The sequence below is a fragment of the Streptomyces cellostaticus genome, from assembly GCF_023630175.1.
GTDB classification, from domain to species: domain Bacteria; phylum Actinomycetota; class Actinomycetes; order Streptomycetales; family Streptomycetaceae; genus Streptomyces; species Streptomyces cellostaticus_A.
In genome coordinates, this window is sequence record NZ_JALLIN010000030.1 from 1 (window position 1) to 18,935 (window position 18,935).

General features: G+C 72.7%; 14 protein-coding genes and 3 pseudogenes. 6 read left to right on the plus strand and 11 right to left on the minus strand.

What is annotated here, in order from left to right; all coding sequences use genetic code 11:
- The 5 genes and pseudogenes from MXD57_RS19855 to MXD57_RS19875 all read right to left on the minus strand — a co-directional run.
- Positions 1–234, minus strand: a pseudogene (locus MXD57_RS19855) (glucose-6-phosphate isomerase); the annotation flags it as partial.
- 1 nt (position 235) lies between these two features.
- A complete protein-coding gene (gene opcA, locus MXD57_RS19860) occupies positions 236–1,162 on the minus strand; it encodes a glucose-6-phosphate dehydrogenase assembly protein OpcA (RefSeq protein WP_250402881.1) in 927 nt (308 codons plus the stop codon).
- Positions 1,159–2,763 carry a glucose-6-phosphate dehydrogenase gene (gene zwf, locus MXD57_RS19865; RefSeq protein ID WP_250402882.1) on the minus strand — a complete coding sequence of 535 codons (1,605 nt, stop codon included), beginning with the start codon at positions 2,761–2,763 and terminating at the stop codon, positions 1,159–1,161. The genes opcA and zwf overlap by 4 nt, the downstream gene beginning before the upstream one ends.
- A gap of 6 nt (positions 2,764–2,769) precedes the next feature.
- Complete coding sequence (locus MXD57_RS32030; RefSeq protein ID WP_374114731.1) at positions 2,770–3,255, minus strand: hypothetical protein; 486 nt, start codon at positions 3,253–3,255, stop codon at positions 2,770–2,772.
- Between the two features lie 28 nt (positions 3,256–3,283).
- A pseudogene (locus MXD57_RS19875) lies at positions 3,284–4,052 on the minus strand (transketolase-like TK C-terminal-containing protein); the annotation flags it as partial.
- Positions 4,053–4,430: 378 nt separating this feature from the next.
- On the opposite strand from MXD57_RS19875, the pseudogene MXD57_RS19880 reads away from it, so the two are divergent.
- Positions 4,431–4,838, plus strand: a pseudogene (locus tag MXD57_RS19880) (helix-turn-helix domain-containing protein); the annotation flags it as partial.
- A 277-nt stretch (positions 4,839–5,115) separates the two neighbouring features.
- On the opposite strand, the gene MXD57_RS19885 reads toward MXD57_RS19880, so the two are convergent.
- Together MXD57_RS19885 and MXD57_RS19890 are read right to left on the minus strand one after the other, a co-directional pair.
- Positions 5,116–5,883, minus strand: a complete 768-nt coding sequence (locus MXD57_RS19885; RefSeq protein ID WP_250402883.1) for a DUF899 family protein — start codon at positions 5,881–5,883, stop codon at positions 5,116–5,118.
- A gap of 163 nt (positions 5,884–6,046) precedes the next feature.
- Positions 6,047–7,447, minus strand: coding sequence for a glycoside hydrolase family 16 protein (locus tag MXD57_RS19890; RefSeq protein ID WP_250402884.1), 1,401 nt, complete (start codon positions 7,445–7,447; stop codon positions 6,047–6,049).
- A gap of 327 nt (positions 7,448–7,774) precedes the next feature.
- Here MXD57_RS19890 and MXD57_RS19895 point away from each other — a divergent pair, with 327 nt between their 5' ends.
- Positions 7,775–9,112, plus strand: a complete 1,338-nt coding sequence (locus tag MXD57_RS19895; RefSeq protein WP_250402885.1) for a 6-phospho-beta-glucosidase — start codon at positions 7,775–7,777, stop codon at positions 9,110–9,112.
- A 487-nt stretch (positions 9,113–9,599) separates the two neighbouring features.
- On the opposite strand, the gene MXD57_RS19900 is transcribed toward MXD57_RS19895, so the two are convergent.
- Together MXD57_RS19900 and MXD57_RS19905 are read right to left on the minus strand one after the other, a co-directional pair.
- Entirely contained in the window at positions 9,600–11,285 is a 1,686-nt protein-coding gene (locus MXD57_RS19900; protein ID WP_250402886.1) for a carbohydrate binding domain-containing protein, read from the minus strand.
- 147 nt (positions 11,286–11,432) lie between these two features.
- Entirely contained in the window at positions 11,433–12,560 is a 1,128-nt protein-coding gene (locus tag MXD57_RS19905; protein ID WP_250402887.1) for an ATP-grasp domain-containing protein, read from the minus strand.
- A 268-nt stretch (positions 12,561–12,828) separates the two neighbouring features.
- Here MXD57_RS19905 and MXD57_RS19910 point away from each other — a divergent pair, with 268 nt between their 5' ends.
- Together MXD57_RS19910 and MXD57_RS19915 are read left to right on the plus strand one after the other, a co-directional pair.
- Entirely contained in the window at positions 12,829–13,734 is a 906-nt protein-coding gene (locus MXD57_RS19910) for a metallophosphoesterase family protein (protein ID WP_250402888.1), read from the plus strand.
- Positions 13,682–14,362, plus strand: a complete 681-nt coding sequence (locus MXD57_RS19915) for a 4'-phosphopantetheinyl transferase family protein (RefSeq protein WP_250402889.1) — start codon at positions 13,682–13,684, stop codon at positions 14,360–14,362. The genes MXD57_RS19910 and MXD57_RS19915 overlap by 53 nt, the downstream gene beginning before the upstream one ends.
- A 26-nt stretch (positions 14,363–14,388) precedes the next feature.
- Here the strand turns inward: MXD57_RS19915 and MXD57_RS19920 are convergent, their stop codons facing one another.
- Together MXD57_RS19920 and MXD57_RS19925 are read right to left on the minus strand one after the other, a co-directional pair.
- Positions 14,389–14,616 carry a hypothetical protein gene (locus tag MXD57_RS19920; protein ID WP_250402890.1) on the minus strand — a complete coding sequence of 76 codons (228 nt, stop codon included), beginning with the start codon at positions 14,614–14,616 and terminating at the stop codon, positions 14,389–14,391.
- Positions 14,617–14,854: 238 nt separating this feature from the next.
- The gene (locus MXD57_RS19925; RefSeq protein ID WP_250402891.1) at positions 14,855–15,511 is read right to left on the minus strand and encodes a helix-turn-helix domain-containing protein; all 657 of its coding nucleotides are present in this window, start codon (positions 15,509–15,511) and stop codon (positions 14,855–14,857) included.
- 245 nt (positions 15,512–15,756) lie between these two features.
- Between MXD57_RS19925 and MXD57_RS19930 the strand changes: the two genes are divergently transcribed.
- The gene (locus tag MXD57_RS19930) at positions 15,757–16,428 is read left to right on the plus strand and encodes an MmyB family transcriptional regulator (RefSeq protein WP_250402892.1); all 672 of its coding nucleotides are present in this window, start codon (positions 15,757–15,759) and stop codon (positions 16,426–16,428) included.
- A 407-nt stretch (positions 16,429–16,835) separates the two neighbouring features.
- Positions 16,836–18,884, plus strand: coding sequence for a phosphocholine-specific phospholipase C (locus MXD57_RS19935; protein WP_250402893.1), 2,049 nt, complete (start codon positions 16,836–16,838; stop codon positions 18,882–18,884).
- Positions 18,885–18,935: the final 51 nt, after the last annotated feature.

Sequence of the window (18,935 nt, forward strand, 5' to 3'; positions counted from 1 at the left end):
CACATCGGTGGCCGTGGCGAGTTCACGCAGCAGGGCCAGGGTTTCGTCGGTGACCAGGTGCTTGCTGTAGTCGATGTGCAGGTCGCCGACCCGGACGGCGTAGCGCTCGGCGCGGCCGGGGTCCGTGGCGAACAGCTCGCGCAGGGTGGGCCGGCCCGCGGCCCGGTGGTCCTCCAGGGCCGTCCACTCGGGGCGGCGGGTGAGCTCGGGGGGGTCTGACGGTGCGTCGGGCATGTCAGGCGTGCTCCTTGGTGGCCTTGCCGCCGAGGGCGACGGCGTACATCTCGTCGGCGTCGAGGCGGCGCAGCTCCTCGGCGATGAGTTCGGAGGTGGGGCGGACCTTCAGGGCGAGGGTGCGCGGCGGCTGCCCCGGCAGGCTCAGCGTCGCGATGGGTCCCTCGGGGCGGTCGATGACGATCTCCCCGTTCCCGGTGCCGAGCCGGACGGCGGTGACGACCGGCCCCGCCGTGACCACGCGGTCCACCGTCACACCGAGGCGGGCCTCCAGCCAGCGGGAGAGGAGCTCGGCGCTGGGGTTCTCCCGTTCGGCCTCGACGGCCGCCGAGGTCACCTCCATCCGGGCCTGGTCGAGCGCGGCCGCCAGCATGGAGCGCCACGGCGTGAGCCGGGTCCACGCGAGGTCGGTGTCGCCGGGCGCGTAGTGGCGGACCCGGGTCTCCAGGACCTCCAGCGGGCGTTCCACGGCGTACAGGTCGGTGATCCGGCGCTGGGCCAGCGCGCCGAGCGGGTCCCTGGACGGGGTCTCGGGCGCGTCCACCGGCCACCACACGACGACCGGTGCGTCGGGCAGCAGCAGTGGCAGGACCACCGAGTCGGCGTGGTCGGACACCTCGCCGTAGGTGCGCAGCACCACCGTCTCGCCGGTGCCGGCCTCGGAGCCGACCCGGACCTCGGCGTCCAGCCGGGAGGTGGTGCGGTCGCGCAGGGTGCGGGCGTGCCGCTTGATGACCACCAGGGTCCGCGAGGGATGCTCGTGCGAGGCCTCCTCGGCGGCCCGGAGCGAGTCGTACGCGTTCTCCTCGTCCGTGACGATGACCATCGTCAGGACCATGCCCACGGCCGGGGTGCCGATGGCCCGGCGGCCCCGTACCAGAGCCTTGTTGATCTTGCTTGCCGTGGTGTCGGTCAGGTCGATCTTCATGGCCTGCGCCAGCTCCGTCCGTCTCGTGCGAGCATCTCGTCTGCCTCTTCCGGTCCCCAGGTACCCGCCGGGTACCGGGCCGGCCTGCCGTGCCGGGACCAGTACTCCTCGATCGGGTCGAGGATCTTCCAGGACTCTTCCACTTCCTGGTGACGGGGGAACAGGTTGGCGTCGCCGAGCAGCACGTCCAGGATGAGCCGCTCGTACGCCTCCGGGCTGGACTCCGTGAACGACTCGCCGTAGGCGAAGTCCATGGACACGTCCCGGATCTCCATGGACGTGCCCGGCACCTTGGACCCGAACCGCACGGTCATGCCCTCGTCCGGCTGGACGCGGATCACGATGGCGTTCTGGCCCAGCTCCTCCGTCGCCGTGTGGTCGAAGGGGGAGTGCGGGGCCCGCTGGAAGACCACCGCGATCTCGGTGACCCGGCGGCCCAGACGCTTGCCGGTGCGCAGGTAGAAGGGGACGCCCGCCCAGCGGCGGTTGCCGATGCCCAGCTTGATCGCGGCGAAGGTGTCGGTCTTCGACCTGGCGTCGATGCCGTCCTCGTCGAGGTAGCCGACGACGTTCTCGCCGCCCTGCCAGCCGGCCGTGTACTGGCCGCGCACGGTGTGGCGGCCGAGGTCCTCCGGCAGCCGCACCGACTTCAGCACCTTCAGCTTCTCGGTGAGCAGCGCCTCCGCGTCGAACGCGATGGGCTCCTCCATGGCCGTGAGGGCCATCAGTTGCAGCAGGTGGTTCTGGATGACGTCGCGGGCGGCGCCGATGCCGTCGTAGTAGCCGGCGCGGCCCCCGATGCCGATGTCCTCGGCCATGGTGATCTGCACGTGGTCCACGAAGGACCGGTTCCAGATCGGTTCGTACATCTGGTTGGCGAAGCGCAGCGCCAGGATGTTCTGGACCGTCTCCTTGCCGAGGTAGTGGTCGATCCGGAACACCTGGTCCGGGTCGAACACGTCGTGCAGGACCGCGTTCAGGTCGCGGGCGCTGGCGAGGTCGTGGCCGAACGGCTTCTCGATGACCGCGCGCCGCCAGGCGCCCCGGGGAGGGGAGGCCAGGCCGTGCTTCTTGAGCTGCCGCACGACCTTGGGGAAGAACTTCGGCGGCACCGAGAGGTAGAACGCGAAGTTGCCGCCGGTGCCCCGGGAGGCGTCCAGTTCGTCGACGGCGTCCTTGAGCTGCTTGAACGCGGTGTCGTCGTCGAAGTCCCCGGGGATGAACCGCATGCCCTCGGAGAGCTGCTGCCAGACCTCCTCCCGGAACGGGGTGCGCGAGTGCTCGCGCACCGCGTCGTGCACGACCTGCGCGAAGTCCTGGTCCTCCCAGTCCCGGCGGGCGAAGCCGACCAGGGAGAATCCGGGCGGCAGCAGGCCCCGGTTGGCCAGGTCGTAGACGGCCGGCATCAGTTTCTTGCGGGAAAGGTCACCGGTCACGCCGAAGATGACCAGCCCGGAGGGGCCCGCGATGCGGGGCAGCCGGCGGTCGTCGGCGTCCCGCAGCGGGTTCGCCCAGTCGGCGGCGTCGACGGCCGGGCCGACCGGGACGGGCACCTCCTCGGTTGCGGCCGGATTCTCCGGCTGCTGGGCGTCGGTCGTCATCACGCCTCAACTCCCTTGTTCTTCAACGACTCGGTGACGGCGTCCAGCAGTTCCTGCCGGGCCGTCTCGAACGTGGCGACATCCTCGTCCTCGAGCTGCCGGACGGCCTCGGCGTGGCAGACGCCGAGCCCCCTCGACGGCCGGGAGGTCCGCGCGGGCCCGCTCGTGGCGGCCGGTCACCGCGTCGCCGGTGATCTCGCCGTGGTCGGCGGCCGCCCGCACGTGGGCCGTCGTCATCATCCGCACGGCCCCGTCGACCGTCACCCCCCGCACCGCGAGCTCGGTGAGCTGCTCCTCGTGACCCTCGCCGGCGCCCATGGCCGACTGGAGGACCGAGGGGTTGGCGGTGACGCCGACGACGCCACCGCCGGCCACGACACCGGCCGGGCCGCCCGAGGTGACGCGGCTGCGCGACAGGTCGTCCAGCCAGACCGGCATCCTCTCGTCGGCGAGGCGCTCCGGAGTTCCCGGAGTGGCGTCTGCTTCGGTCACAGTGACCTTCTTTCCTGTCGCGCCGGTGTCAGGCGTGCGTGGCGGCCGGTGACTCGCGGGCGGCGGCGACGACGCTCTCGGGGGTGAAGCCGAGCTCGGCGAGGAGCGTGGCCGCGTCGGCGGAGGCGCCGACGCGTTCGAGGGAGACGGTCCGGCCCGGCGTCGTCCAGGAAGCGGTGCCAGGTCAGGCCGATGCCGGCCGCGACGGCGACCCGGTCCCGCACGGTCGGCGGCAGCACCTGCTCCCGGTAGGCGGGCGGCTGCTCATCGAACCGCTCCACGCACGGCACGGGCACCACCCGGGTGCGGATCCCCTCGGCCTCCGGCAGTTCCCGCGCGGCGACCGCGGGCTGCACCTCGGAACCGGTCGCGATGATGATCACCTCCTGGGTCTCGGTCGAGGACTCGCGCAGCACGTAGCCGCCCTTGGCCGCGTCCTCGTTCGGCGCGTGGGCGGGCACGCCCTGACGGGTGAGCGCGAGTCCGTGCGGGGCAGGGTCGGTGGCGTGCCTCTTCAGGATCTCGGCCCAGGCGATCGCGGTCTCGTTGGCGTCCGCCGGGCGGACGACGTTCGGGCCGGGGATCGCGCGCGGCGAGGCCATCGCGGCCATGGAGTGCTCGCGGATGCCGAAGTGGATCGTGCGGCCGTACGGGTACGCCCCGGGCAGCGGGTTGCCGGCGGGCAGGAGGGAGCCGTTCTTGCCGATGGTGGTGTTGTTCGACCCGGCGAGGCCGGCGGAACCGCCCCACAGCTCCGGGATCACCGCGCCGAGGACCCGCAGCACCTTGCCGGACGCGGTCCACTCCGAGGCGGCCGGATCGTGTGTCATCACTTTTTGAAGGATTGTGTACGCGACAGGTGCCCGGCTCATCGCGGTGCCGGGTCGACCTTCTGCACCGCGTCGGCGGCTATAGGGCGGGCGGTGTCCACGGTGCGGAGGGCGAGGTCGGTCCACTCGAAGCCCTGCGACGTCCGCGTACTCATCTTCAAGAAGTCCTCCTCCATGCGAGTCTACTGGTCGGACGCCTTCAAATCTAAAAGTCTGATTTTATTGAAGGCAGGTCGGGATGCGTCAACCTGTGGTGAATCCGGGACCGCGGTCGCGTGAGCGGAACGGCACACGGAGCACATGGCGGACCAAGCACCCCGAGCCGGGGCCGAGGGCGACGAGGGCAGCCTGCGCACGGCCGTGCCGCGGCACACCCCGACGGCGTTCCTGCCGCGCCCGGCCCACCTCGCCGCCGGCTCGGCCGAGGCGGCCCGGGCGGCCGGCGGACAGCACCGTCACGCCCTTCCGCGACGCGGTCGAGAGGGGCTTCGCCACCCGGCACAGCGTCAGCGCCTACGCGGACGCGCTCGGCTGCTCCCGCCGTACGCTCGTCCGCGCGGTCCGGGCGGCCACCGGCGGGACGCCCAAGGGATTCACCGACAAGCGGGTGGTGCTGGAGGCCAAGCGCCTGCTCGCGACACGGACCTGCCGATCGGCCGCGTCGGGGTCGCGGCGGGCTTCCCCGGCGCGGCCGACTTCTCCACGTTCTTCCGGCTCCACACCGGTTCCACCCCGGTGGCCTTCCCGGCCGAACCGCACCGGCCCCGGGACCCTGGCCGGGCGGCCGCTGCCGCCGGTGGTGCGCCGGCCCGGGACGCGCCGGGAGCGGCACGCGGGGGCCGTGCGGGGACCTGGGGAGCCGCGCTACGGCGCCGGTGGCGCGGAACGATCCGAACGGCGGGGCCGGGGGCGGCGTCGGGGGGAACCGGGGAACCGCGACCCGGGCTCCCGGTACGGCTACCGCCTCACACCCGCCGCACGACGTCGTCCACGGCCTCGCGGGATACCGCCCCCGGCCGCCGAGCGCCCCTCAGGAGGCCGAGGAGCAGCAGCCCGAGCCGTCCGCGCGGGGCCGCCCGTTGTGGAGGTCGTCGTCGTGGCCCGCGGCGATCCGTGCCCACTGCGCGGTCGGCCGCCCGCCCTTGCGGAACTGCTGGCCCAGGGTCTCGTACGGTTGCGGCCAGCCCGCCGGGGAGTCCTCCCAGGTCTCCTGCCGGCCGTAGACGGTCAGGTCGAGGATGCCGTAGGAGGGGGCCAGCGGTTCGACGCCGCGGCCGGTGGTCCAGTAGGTCTCGTACACCCGGTCGCCGTCGCGGAGATAGCTGGCCTTCATCCCGAAGCCGCGGCCCGCGAGGAGCCGTTCGTGCGACTCGGCGGGCACCGAGTACCAGGGCACGTCCCAGCCCATGAAGCGGCGGTACCGGTCGGACTCGTCGAAGGGTCCCTGGCAGAACGCCGCGAAGGTGACGTCACGCTGGTGCAGGTAGGACAGTTCGCGGACCTCGCCGGTGAAGAAGGTGCAGCCCTCGCACTGTTCGGCGGCTGGGCGGCCGTCGTGCCACATGTGGTACGAGACGAAGAGCTGAGTGCGGCCCTCGAAGGCGGCGATCAGGGGGACGGTTCCGTCGCCCGTGACGAGCGGGGTGGACGGATCCGTCTCGGTCATGGGCAGGCGTCGTCGTGCGGCGGCTATCGCGTCGCCCTCCCGGGTGTGTGCCTTCTCCCGGGTGCGCAGGGTGTCGACGGCGGCCAGCCACTCCCGGCGGGAGGCGACCGGCGGCGTGTTCACATCAGTCATGCCGTTACCGACCCCGCGGCCCGCGCGAACTCATCGGTCGAGTCCGACGAAGGGGCGCCGCCCCGCGCGGCCGGCGTGCGGGAGTGGCGTGCCGGTGGCCGGCCGACGGTGCCCGGACCCGTCACCGGTGGGCGCTCACGGGTCCGGGCGCGTGATCCTCCCGTCAGTGACCGAAGTCGAACCAGTTGACGTTCACGAAGTCGGCCGGCTGGCCGCTGGTGAAGGTGAGGTAGACGTCGTGCGTACCGGTCACCGCGCTGATGTTCGCCGGGACGGTGCGCCACGACTGCCAGCCTCCGGTGTCCGCCACTGCGAAGCTGCCGGCGGGGGCGTTGCTCCGGCTGTCCAGCCGTACCTCCACCAGCCCGCTCACCCCGGCCGCGGCGCCGCTGGCCACCCGGGCGTAGAACTGCCTGGCCGCGGTGGAGCCGAAGTCGACGCCCTTGTACAGCGCCCAGTCGCCGTTCGCGAGGGAACCGAGATCCCGCCCGCCGCCGGAGTCGGTGGTGTGCTCGGGGACCACGCCGGACTGGCTGTCGTAGGACTCGGCCTGGATGGCGCTGTAGGCGTCCCGCCGGCCGGCGGGCGGGGGAGTGGTGCCGCCACCGCCGCCCGAGGACTGCAGGACCTGTACGTAGTCCACGACCATCGGGTGGTTCGGCTCGGTGCCGCCGTCGGGTCCGCCGCCGAACGCCCCCGGGAAGCCGCCGCCCATGGCCACGTTGAGGATGACGAAGTAGCCGTGTTCGGTGGCGTTGGCCCAGGTGTTCGCGTCGACCTGGTTGGCCCGCACCGTGTGGAAGTTGACACCGTCGAGGTAGAAGCGGATCTCCTCGAGGCCGGTCGAGCGGTCCCACTCCATCGAGTAGGTGTGGAAGCCGGCCTGACAGGTGCTGCCGCCGCAGGAGGTGGAGCCGCCGATGCCGGAGGTCTCGTTGCAGGGGCCGCCCGGGTTGGTGCCGCAGTGCATGGTCGACCAGTCGGTGTTGAGGCCCTGGACGTTCTCCATGATGTCCAGCTCGCCGACGCCCGGCCAGTTCTGGTAGTTGCCGCGGAACGGCGAGCCGAGCATCCAGAACGCCGGCCAGTAGCCCTTGGCGGCCGCGCCCGTGACATTGGGCATCTGGATGCGGGCCTGCACCCGCAGCTTGCCGCCCGCCGGGGGCTCGAAGTCGGTGCGCCTGGTCTCGATACGGCCCGAGGTCCAGCGGCCGGCGGCGTCGCGGCGTGGGGTGATGAGCAGGTTGCCGCCGCCGTCCAGCGCGACGTTGCTGGTGCTGGAGGTCATCGTCTCGACCTCGCCGGTGCCCCAGTTGGCGGCGCCGCCCGGGTAGGAGGTTCCGGTGTCGTACAACCAGTCGGAGGTGTTGACACCGGAGCCGGCCGAGCCGTTGAAGTCGTCGAGGAACACCTGGGTCCAGCCGGACGGCGGAGTGGGCGCGGACGCGCTCGCCGGGGCGGTGGCGGCCGTCGCGACCGCCGTGGCCAGACCGAGCGTCGCGAGGACCGCGACCAGTGTGCGGCGGAACAGCCGAGGTCCGGACATGCCGGAGGGATCGCTCATGGGGAGAGCCTCTCGAGTGCGGGAGTCGTGTGCGGGGCGAACCTTGGAAGCGCTCCCACGCTGGTAGTGAGAGCGCTCTCAGGGTGCCGCCAATGTGCTCCCCGGCTCCACGGCCGTCAAGAGTTGAAACAGAGAAACTCCGTGACGGGTCGGAGAGTTCACCGCATGAAGCCACCCGTACCGGAGCAGACCGTGCTGCCCCGGCGGGGCCCGGTCGGGGTGCTGCGGCACGGCCCCCAGCCGGTCCGCCCGTCCGCCCGTCCGCCGGTCCCGTGCGCCGGCGCGGGGGCCGCCCCGTCGGAGGCGTCGATGTGCGAGGGTGCAGACGTGAGACTGACGATTCTGGGCGGGGGCGGCTTCCGGGTTCCGCTCGTGTACCAAGCGCTGCTGGCCGACCGCGGCGCGGGCCGGGTCACCGAGGTCGTGCTGCACGATCCGGACGACGGCAGACTGCACGCGGTGGCCCGGGTGCTGGCCGAACAGGCGTCCGCCGTCGCCGACGCCCCTCGCGTGACCACCACCACCGATCTCGACGAGGCCCTGCGCGGCGTCGACTTCGTCTTCTCCGCGATCCGCGTCGGCGGTCTCCGGGGCCGGGCGGACGACGAGCGGGTGGCCCTGGCCGAAGGTGTCCTCGGGCAGGAGACGGTCGGCGCGGGCGGAATCGCGTACGGCCTGCGGACGGTACCGGTCGCCGTCGACATCGCGCGACGGGTGGCCCGTCTGGCCCCGGAGGCCTGGGTCATCAACTTCACCAACCCGGCGGGGCTGGTCACCGAGGCCATGTCCCGCCACCTCGGCGACCGCGTGATCGGCATCTGCGACTCGCCGGTCGGTCTCGGCCGCCGGGTGGCCCGGGTGCTCGGGGTGCGGGCCGAGGACGCCTGGGTCGACTACGTCGGGCTCAACCACCTCGGCTGGCTGCGCGGTCTGCGCGTGGAGGGCCGCGACGAACTGCCGCGCCTGCTCGCCGACCCGGGACTGCTCGGCTCCTTCGAGGAGGGCAGGCTCTTCGGCGCCGACTGGCTGCAGTCGCTGGGCGCGATCCCCAACGAGTACCTGCACTACTACTACTTCAACCGCGAGGCGGTGCGCGCCTACCAGGAGGCGGACAGGACCCGCGGCGCCTTCCTGCGCGAGCAGCAGGCGCGCTTCTACGACGAGGTCCGCCGCACGGACGTCTCCGCCCTCGACACCTGGGAGCGCACCCGGGCAGAGCGGGAGGCGACCTACATGGCGCAGAACCGGGAGGCGGCGGGCGCCGGCGAGCGCGAGGCCGAGGACCTCTCGGGCGGCTACGAGCAGGTGGCCCTCGCTCTGATGCGGGCCATCGCCCGGGACGAGCGCACCACGCTGATCCTCAACGTCCGCAACCGGGGCGCCCTGTCCGTCCTGGACGACGAGGCCGTCGTCGAGGTGCCCTGCCTGGTGGACGCCAACGGTGCCCACCCCGTCGCGGCCGCCCCGCTGCCGGGCCACGCCACCGGCCTGGTGTGCGCGGTGAAGGCCGTCGAGCGTGAGGTGCTCGCCGCCGCCGGAACCGGGTCGCGCGCCACAGCCGTGAAGGCCTTCGCGCTGCATCCGCTGGTCGACTCGGTCCACGTGGCCCGTCGCCTGGTGGAGGGGTACACGGCCGTCCATCCCGGGCTCGGGTACCTGACCTGAGGGCTGTCCCGCGATCCCCGGCGGGCGCACGACGACGGCCACGGCAGCTCACCGCGGTGTCGGATCGCCCGCATACGCCCCGTACGAGGACGACCCTCCGCCGTGCGACGCACCGCGTCCGGCGCCGCGCGCCGACCCACCGGGGATCACGGGACGGCCCTTGGCCCCGGCGCCTGACCCCGCCCCGTCCGCCCGACGCGGCCGAGGAGCGTTCGGCGGACCGGCCGGCCGCTCCCCGTGACAGCGGCCGGCCGGTCCGATCCCCCGTTCCCCCGTGCTTCCCCCGTTCCCCCGTGCTTCCCCCGTTCCCCCGTGCTTCCCCCGTTCCCCCGTGCTTCCCCCGTTCCCCCGTGCTTCCCCCGTTCCCCCGTGCTTCCCCCGTGTTCCTGTCATTGAGAGTCGCGGCACCACCTCCTGATACACCCCGAGCGGAGAAGAAATCCCCCCGGCCGGGAAGCCGGGGGGATGTCGCCGGGTGCCGCCGTGCTCAGCCGGTGAAGCCGGCCGTGATGGAGGTGAACTGCCAGGTGCTCTGGCTGATGCCGGAGCAGTTGCTCACCACACCGCCGCCCGGGCAGGGCCGGTCGCGGTTGACCGCCCAGTAGGCGAGCCGCGCGATGTGGTGCGAGTTGGCCCAGTCACGGACCTGGGTCCAGATCGCCGGGGTGGTGTTCTCCTGCTGGTCGGACAGGCCGTTCATGCCGGAGATGCCGATGTGTGCGTACGCGGTCGCGTCGTTCCAGCCGAACGTCGACTTCAGCTTGTTCTTCAGCCCCTCGGCCGCGTTCACGGTGTTGCCGTACATGTCGGAGCCGCCGCCGAAGTCGAACGGCATGATCGTGAAGACGTCGATGTCGGCGCCCAGCGACTTCGCCTGCTCGATGAGCCGGTTGCCGTAGTAGGTCGGGCCGGTGGTCGAGGTGCCGAAGGTGACGATGGTCCGGAGACCGGGGTTGTTGGCCTTGACCGTCTTCAGCGCGGTGAGGATCCGCGCCTGCACCGCCTCGTTCTCGAACTCGTCCGTGTTCTCGATGTCCATGTCGATCGCCTTCAGCGAGTAGGCGTCGATCACCTTCTGCAGCGCCCCGGCGAGCGCGCTCGCCGAGGAGCAGTTGGCACCGAGCTTGCTGCCCTGCCAGCCGCCGAACGACGGGACGACGTCACCGCCCGCCGAACGGATCTGGTTGACGGCGGTCTGGTCCGCGCCGCCCGTCAGCGCGCGGCTGCCGTCCCAGGCCGGGTTGCAGCCGCCCGAGTCCAGCACGAAAGCCATGGTGAACCACTTGACGCCGGTCGCGCTCATCACCGTGGTCGGGTTCGGCGGATCGCCCCAGCCCTCGTACAGGTAGGGGGCCGCCTGCTTGAACCCGCCGCCCCCGCCGGTCCCGGCGTCTGTCGTGACCGACACCGGGCCGGAGGCCGGCGACATGTTCCCGGCCGCGTCCCGCGCCCTCACGGTGAAGGTGTACGAGGTGCTCGGCGACAGCCCGCCGACCGTGGCGGAGGTGCCGGAGACGCTGAGCACCCGGTTCGGCCCGGTGTAGACGTCGTACGCGGTCACGCCCACGTTGTCCGAGGCCGCGTTCCACTTCAGCGACACGCTGGAGGAGGACTTGCCGGTCGAGGTGAGCCCGCTCGGCGCGGTGGGCGCCTGGGTGTCCCCGCCGTCCGAGCCGCCCGGGCCGTCGAGCTGGACGTCGTCGGCGTGGTAGGAGCCCTGCGCGTACCAGCCGTGCACGTAGATCGTGGCGCTGGTCTGCGCGGCGCCGGTGGTGAAGGAGACGCTGAGCCGGCTGTACGCCGACGGGGACGTGGTCCAGGTGGAGGCGCCGCCGTCGACGCCGAGGTACACGTAGGAACCCCGGACCCAGCCGCTCAGGGTGTACGCGGTGCCCGGCTTGACCGCCACCGTCTGGCTGCACCGTGCGTTGTCGCTCGAACTCACCGCCCCCTGAAGGGCCTTGGAGCCGCTGTGCACGGGGGAGGAGACGACCGAGCCGAGGTTGCCGGTGCAGGTCCAGGGGGAGAGGCCGCCCGACTCGAAGCCGGGGTTGGTGAGGACGTTGGCCGCCTGTGCGGTGCCCGGAAGGGCGACGGCCCCGCCGAGGGCCAGAGCGGCGGAGCCGAGCAGGGCGAGAAGCCGGCGTCTGGGACGCCCGAGTATGTGGCGCACGCGATCTCCCTGTGGGGATGGGGGTGTTCGGGAGTGCAAGGGAATGCTGCAGGTGCGTCACCAAAGTTGGTATGGACCAATCGAGGTGTCAAGAGGGCGAGCCGAACGGGCCCTGGGCCCGGGCCGGTGTGCGCCGGGGCGAGGGCGTCACGCCGGGGCGGTGGCGGGGGTGCCGGCCTCCCGGGCGGCCGTCTCGGCGGGCGCCGGTACGGCGGGGGACGGGGCGGCCGCGGTCCGTTGCCGCGGCACGGGTGCCGGCCGCAGCGTTCGCGGCGCCGGCACCACCGTGTAGTCCTGGCCCAGGAACGGGGGCTCGATCACACCCGGGTCCTCGCCCAGCGCCAGTTGCACGGCCGCCCACGGGGCGTTGATCCCGCACAGCGAGAGCTGGTGCAGCCCCCCGGCCGGCCTGGTGTTGACGTCCATCAGCACCGGGCGGTCGCCGTGCATGCGGAACTGGATGTTGGACAGGTAGTGCAGCCCGAAGCCCTCCGCGAGCATCCGGGCCGGTGCCAGCCACCGCTCGCGCACGGTGAAGCCCCGGCGGCGGCCGTGCTTGGTGCGGCCCACCGCGAGCCGGAGCCGGTTGTCCGGCCCGGTCAGGCAGTCCACCGACACCTCCGGCTGTTCCAGCCGCGGCATCACCAGCCAGTCCACCGGCTCCTCCGCCCGCCGCAGCGCCTCGACCACCAGGTCGAGCTGGACGTACGGCCCCGGGAACCCGCTCAGATGCGCGAGCGAGAACGGCGCGCGTGTGATCATCCGGAAGCCGGCCCCGCCCGCCCCGGACGCCGGCTTGAAGCACGCCCGCTCTCCGGCCGCTTCCAACTCCTCCACGGCACATACGAGTTCGTCCACCGTGCGCACCCGCCACCAGGGCGGCACCGGCACACCGACCGCACGCGCCGCCTCGTAGGCGGTCGCCTTGTCCTCGAACACGGCCACCGCCTCGGGCGTCGGTGCCAGCAGCGCCGTGCCGGCCGCCCGGAACTCCGCGCGGTGCGCCACCACCGCCGCCTGGTGCAGCCGGGGCACGAACACGTCGATCCCGCGCCGGGCGCACTGGTCCAGGGCGTACTCCACGTACCCGGCCGGCGACAGGCCCTCCGGCTCGAGGTCGGCGGTGTCGGCGGCGGCCAGCACGGGGGAGTCGGCGTCACCGTGCGTGGCGTGGATCTCGACCGCCCGGTCGGCGGGATTCCTCCGGAGCTGATCCATGAAGAAGACGTTCTCCGCGTACGTGCGGTTGAGCCAGACGCGTACGCGAGAGGGCATGCGGGCCGCCTTTCGGGGCGTTCGGGCAGGGCGCGGCGGCCCGTGCCCGGGCAGGAGGGAGGGAGGGACACCAAACGGCCCTGCTCAAGGGGGAGTTGGGGGTGCCGGTGTCGGGGCGATCATACGGCTTTCAAACGCCCGCGCGTGCAACGCCCAGGTTACGGATTCCCCCCGGTCCGGGCGGCCCGGCACTGGCCGAAGAGCCCCTTGCCCCGGCCCGGTGAATGTGTTCTGGTGGTGCCCACGGCAAGATCGGAAGGGGCACGGGGTGGAGTCGACGGCCGGGGCCGGACAGCTGCTGGCCATCAGCGATCTGCACATCTCGTACCCGGAGAACCGCGCGCTCGTGGAGCGGCTGCACCCCGCCACGGCCGACGACTGGCTGATCGTGGCCGGGGACGTCGCGGAGACCGTCGAGGACATCCGCTGGGCGCTCGCCACTCTCGCGGACCGCTTCGCCAAGGTGATCTGGGCACCCGGCAACCACGAGCTGTGGACCCACCCGAAGGACCCCGTCACCCTGCGCGGCGTCGCCCGCTACGAGCACCTCGTCACCGTGTGCCGGGAGCTGGGTGTGCTCACGCCCGAGGACCCGTACCCGGTGTGGCGCGGCCCGGGCGGCCCGGTCGCCGTCGCCCCGCTGTTCCTGCTGTACGACTACTCCTTCCTGCCGGACGGCTGCGCCACCAAGACCGACGGCCTGGCCTACGCGCACAGCACGGGCATCGTCTGCAACGACGAGTACCTGCTGCACCCCGACCCCTATCCGACCCGCGAGGACTGGTGCCGCGCACGCGTCGCCGAGACCGAGCGCAGGCTCGCCGAGCTGCCCGCGGACCTGCCGACCGTCCTGGCCGGGCACTACCCGCTCGACCGGCACCCCACGGACGTGCTGTGGCACCCCGAGTTCGCCATGTGGTGCGGCACCACCCTCACCGCCGACTGGCACCACCGGTTCCGGGTCGAGACGATGGTCTACGGCCATCTGCACATCCCGCGGACCACCTGGCACGAGGGAGTCCGCTTCGAAGAGGTGTCCGTGGGATACCCCCGAGAATGGCGCGAGCGCCCGGTCCCGCCGGGGCGGCCGCGCCGCATACTGCCGATGGAGGTCGGACCCGGTGATCGAGGAGCTGCTCCCGGAGTCGGTGGTGGCCGTGGAGTCGCACGGTGACCAGGACACCGACGAGGCCCTGCTGTACCCGCAGGAGCGCCCCCTCGTCGCGCGGGCGGTGAGCAAGCGCCGCCAGGAGTTCACCGCGGCGCGGGCCTGCGCCCGGCGGGCCATGGAGAAGCTCGGCGTACCGCCGCAGCCCGTCCTGACCGGCGAGCGCGGCGCCCCCGTCTGGCCGGCCGGACTGGCCGGCAGCATGACCCACTGCGAGGGCTACCGTGCCGCCGCGCTGGTCCGCGCCACCGACCTGGCCTCCCTCGGCATCGACGCCGAACCACACGCCCCGCTGCCGGAGGGCGTCTTCGGCACCATCGCGCTCCCCGCCGAGCAGGACCGGCACCGGGAGCTGTCCGCCGCCCGGCCCGCCGTGTGCTGGGACCGGCTGCTGTTCAGCGCCAAAGAATCGGTCTACAAGGCGTGGTTCCCCCTCACCCGCGCCTGGCTGGACTTCTCCGAGGCCGACATCGAACTCACCGCCGCCCCCGGGCAGGACGCGCGAGGCGGTTTCCGCGCCCGGCTGCTCGTCCCCGGCCCGCTGGTCGGCGGTGTCCGGGTGGACGCGTTCGAGGGAAGCTGGCTCGTCCGGGACGGGCTGGTGCTGTCCGCGGTGACCGTCCCGCACCCCTGAGCGGCACGGCCACCCGCGACCGCGGCTCACTCCTGCGGGCACCAGTGGGACAGCAGCCCGAAGAACTCCTCCTCGTTCCCCGCGAGCCCGGCCCGCGCCAGCGCGGCGTCGGCCTCGGCGAGCACGCCGGGCGGCACCAGGACGGGCCGGGGCCCCTCCGGGGGTCCGTCGAAGGCCGCGCGCACGGTGTGCAGCAGCCGCAGGTAGGCCTGGACGGCGGTGCGCTCACGGTCGGTCGGTACGGCGGTGGTCATCGGTCGGATCTCCCCGGTTCGGCGTCACGGATCGCGCGCGCTGCGGCGCCGTGCGCCGCGTCGTACGGAGCACCAGCTTGCCGCCCGCCACTGACAACGCCGTGCGGACGGGCCCGGGTTCGCCCGCACAGCGGAGGCCGTCCCCTCCCAGGACACGGCGATCGGCCGTCGCAGAGGTCCTCGCGGACGGCCCACGGGGCCGGCGGGGCATCCCGGTCCGGCAGGTCCCGGGGCCGGTCTACGCCTCCGGCCGCTGGACGCTCTCCAGGAGCATGTCGAGCCACTCGGCGACCTTGTCCCGGTGCTGGTCGGTGGGCAGTTGCGCGGCCCGCCAGGCGATCCCGCGGACCCCGTGGTCCTGCAGCAGCCGTTCCAGCGGGTCCTCCGTGGCCTCGGCGGCGGCCCGCTCCCGGTCGGCGAGCTGCTGCAGCAGTTCCTGCTCGGTGCGCTGCAGGGCACTTGCCAGCGCCTCGGCGTCCTCCGCGGTGAGGAATCCGGCGTGCACCCGGAAGAACCGCTGCAGTGCGTCGCAGTGCTCCATGGTCGGCCGCCGGTCGCCGTTGATCAGCGCGCCCGCCTGCTGCCGGGACATGCCCGCGCCGTCCGCGATCTCCTGCTGGGTGTACTTGCGGCCGTTCGGCTTCAGCCGGGAGCGGCGCAGCAGGTCCAGGCGTTGCAGGAAGCGGGCCTGCACGTCCGGTTCGCCCGCCGGGCGGCCGCTGAGCAGAGCCTTGACCACCGCCTCCGGGACACCGCAGGCGATGGAGAGCCGCCCCACGTCGAAGACCTCCGGGTGCGGCACGCCGAGCCGGTCTGCGAGCGCGGTGACGCGGGCGGCGACGGCCGACAGCTGTGCGGTCTCGGTGGCGCCCGGATCCTCGTAGCCATCCGTCACCGACAGAACTCCTACGTCTCTCGAAGGTCTCGGGTGCGTTCCGTGCTTCCCACAAGCGGGTGTCGTGAACTTCCCGGAGAGTAGCGGGTGCTTCGAACCCGCATCCAGGTCTCGCCACAACTGTGGCGAATTTCAGCCGTCAACCGACAGGAAATGCCACGATAGTTGACACGACTCTCGTCGGGGCAGCAGGATCGCATCGCCGCGCGAAGGCCGGCAGAGGCAAGAGGGGTGATGACCTCCCGATGGCACATCAGGCAGGAGGACGGTGGCCGGCGCCGCGACCCGTCTCCGAGGGCTGCGAGGTCCAGGCGTACCTCCAGGACTACGCCGAGCTGGTGGAGGCCGTCCCCTTCCCGTCCCTGGTCGTCGACCATCGCTGGAACGTCATGCTGGCCAACGGCGCCTACGGGACGCTGTTCGGCGGTGTGCGCCCGCACCCGACCGCCATGCCCGAGGGCAACTTCCTGCGCTTCGTACTGTTCCACCCCGACGCCGGCGGCATCCTCGGTGACCACGAGCAGAGCTGGTGCCTGCCGATGCTGGCCCAGCTGAAGGCCGCACTGGACGGCTCGGGCCACGACCGCGAACTCCAGGCCATCCGCCGGGACATCGGCCAGGACCCGATCATGGATGCGGCCTACCGGCAGGGCCTGCCGCACTGGATCCGTGCCGTCGGCGAGGCCGCGACCCGGATCGACGGCGCCGTACGCCTGCTGCACCACCCCGACCCCCGCCGGGGCGCCACCGAGTGCCGGATCGTCGACGAGACGCCCCGCACCCTCCAGGAGATCGGCTGCACCCGGCTGACGATGGTGCTGCGCGACACCCGCCGCCCGGCCGGTACCGCCCGCCGTCAGCGTCGCACCCGTGGCGCCGGAACGCATCTGGCGGTCGTTCCGGCCCCCGTGGACTGACCCGGTTCCGTCGGCGTTCAGGTCGCCGACGGGACCGGGCCGGAAGGCTCCACCGCCGGTCCCGCGGCACCCGTCCGCGCGGGGCTACCGCTTCGGCCCCGCCACTGGCGACACCGCCACCGTCTCCCTCCCGAGCGGTACGGACCCGCGCCGGCTCCGGCTGTCCGCCAGTGCCCACACGCACCGGCCGGCCGGGCAGTTCGGCGAGGCGGAGGCGTGCCCGGCGAACTGAGGCGCGCCGGGTGCGCGCAGCACCCCACCGCGTCCGGCGGCCCCGGGCGGACCGCCGGGTTTCACACGGGTGCCACCAGATACTTCCCTGACGTTTGCTGCTCTTGGAACACTCACTTCGCGCAGATTCCGTCATCTGACGGCAGCCCCCACGTCAGGATGAGAGGACCTCACCCATGTCCGAAGTCAACCGGCGCCGCTTCCTGCAGCTCGCGGGCGCCACGACGGCGTTCACCGCGCTGTCCGGCAGCATCCAGCGAGCGGCCGCACTGCCCGCCCACCACCGCACGGGTTCGGTCCGGGACGTCGAGCACATCGTCGTCCTGATGCAGGAGAACCGTTCGTTCGACCACTACTTCGGCAAGCTCAGGGGCGTCCGGGGCTTCGGCGACCCCCGGCCGGTCACCCAGAACGGCAGGTCCGTCTGGCAGCAGTCCGACGGCACGAAGGACATCCTCCCGTTCCACCCGGACGCGGACGACCTCGGTCTCGCCTTCATCCAGGACCTCCCGCACGGCTGGAACGACGGCCACACCGCGTTCGCCGGCGGCAGGTACGACATGTGGGTGCCCGCCAAGTCCCCGACGACGATGGCGTACCTGACGCGCGACGACATCCCCTTCCACTACGCGCTCGCCGACGCCTTCACCGTCTGCGACGCCTACCACTGCTCGTTCATCGGTTCCACCGACCCCAACCGCTACTACATGTGGACCGGCTACACCGGGAACGACGGCGAGGGCGGCGGCCCGGTCCTCGGCAACGAGGAGGCGGGCTACGGCTGGACCACGTACCCCGAGCGCCTGGAGCGGGCCGGGATCTCCTGGCGGATCTACCAGGACGTCGGCGACGGGCTGGACGCGCACGGCGGATGGGGCTGGATCGACGACGCCTACCGCGGCAACTACGGCGACAACTCACTGCTGTACTTCGACCGGTACCGGAACGCCGAGCCGGGCAGTCCGCTCCACGACAAGGCCCGCACCGGCACCGACGCGCGCAAGGGAGAGGGCTTCTTCGACCGGCTCCGCGCCGACGTGGGCTCCGGGAAGCTGCCGCAGGTCTCCTGGATCGTCGCCCCCGAGGCCTTCACCGAGCACCCCAACTGGCCGGCCAACTACGGCGCCTGGTACATCTCCCAGGTGCTCGACGCGCTCACCTCCGACCCGGAGGTGTGGGCGAGGACGGCGCTGTTCATCACCTACGACGAGAACGACGGCTTCTTCGACCACGTCATCCCGCCCTTCCCGCCGGCCTCCGCCGCCCGCGGCCGGTCGACCGTCGACCCCGCGCCGGACCTGTTCAGGGGGGACGGCAGCCACGCCGCCGGCCCCTACGGACTGGGCCAGCGGGTCCCGATGCTGGTCGTCTCCCCCTGGAGCAGGGGTGGTTACGTCTGCTCCGAGACCTTCGACCACACCTCGATCATCCGGTTCATCGAGAACCGCTTCGGCGTCCGGGAGCCGAACATCTCGCCCTGGCGCCGGGCCATATGCGGGGACCTGACCTCCGCCTTCGACTTCTCCCGCAGGGACACCGCTCCGGTGGCGCTGCCGTCCACGGACGGCTACCGGCCGCCGGACCACGCCCGTCACCCCGACTACGTGCCCACTCCGCCCGCCACGCCCGCGCTGCCCCGGCAGGAGCGCGGCAGCCGGCCCACCCGTCCGCTCAAGTACGCCCCCGCGGTGGACGGCTCGGCGGACCCGGCGGCCGGCAGGTTCACCCTCACCTTCGCCTCCGGCGCGCACGCGGGAGCCGCGTTCCTCGTCACCTCGGGCAACCGCGGCGACGGCCCCTGGACGTACACCACCGAGGCCGGCGAGAGCCTCGCCGACACCTGGAACTCGGTGTACTCGGGCGGCTCCTACGACCTCGCCGTGCACGGTCCGAACGGCTTCCTGCGGCTGTTCAAGGGGCGCAACGGCACGGCCGGACCGGAGGTCACGGCCCGGCACACCGGTGACGACGTGGAGCTCGCCTTCACCAACCGGGGCTCCGGCACGGCACGGCTGAAGCTCTTCGACGGCTACGGCGGCGACCCGGTCACGGTGACGGTGCGGGCCGGAGCCACCGTGCGGCGGACCGTGCGGCTCGCGTCCAGCCGGCGCTGGTACGACCTCACCGTCACCACGGACGCCGACCCGGCGTTCCTGCGCGGCTTCGCCGGTCACGTGGAGAACGGGCGCCCCGGCGTCAGCGACCCGGCCGTCATCACGGAGTGAACGGGCGATGAGCGCCGCTCCGGGCGGGCTGGTCAGGTACTGGTCACATCA

Coding starts and splice junctions, on each gene's coding strand:
- opcA (WP_250402881.1), bottom strand. CDS start 1,162: ATGAAGATCGACCTGACCGACACCACGGCAAGCAAGATCAACAAGGCT.
- zwf (WP_250402882.1), bottom strand. CDS start 2,763: ATGACGACCGACGCCCAGCAGCCGGAGAATCCGGCCGCAACCGAGGAG.
- MXD57_RS19885 (WP_250402883.1), bottom strand. CDS start 5,883: ATGACTGATGTGAACACGCCGCCGGTCGCCTCCCGCCGGGAGTGGCTG.
- MXD57_RS19890 (WP_250402884.1), bottom strand. CDS start 7,447: ATGAGCGATCCCTCCGGCATGTCCGGACCTCGGCTGTTCCGCCGCACA.
- MXD57_RS19905 (WP_250402887.1), bottom strand. CDS start 12,560: ATGCCCTCTCGCGTACGCGTCTGGCTCAACCGCACGTACGCGGAGAAC.
- MXD57_RS19920 (WP_250402890.1), bottom strand. CDS start 14,616: ATGACCACCGCCGTACCGACCGACCGTGAGCGCACCGCCGTCCAGGCC.
- MXD57_RS19930 (WP_250402892.1), top strand. CDS start 15,757: ATGGCACATCAGGCAGGAGGACGGTGGCCGGCGCCGCGACCCGTCTCC.
- MXD57_RS19935 (WP_250402893.1), top strand. CDS start 16,836: ATGTCCGAAGTCAACCGGCGCCGCTTCCTGCAGCTCGCGGGCGCCACG.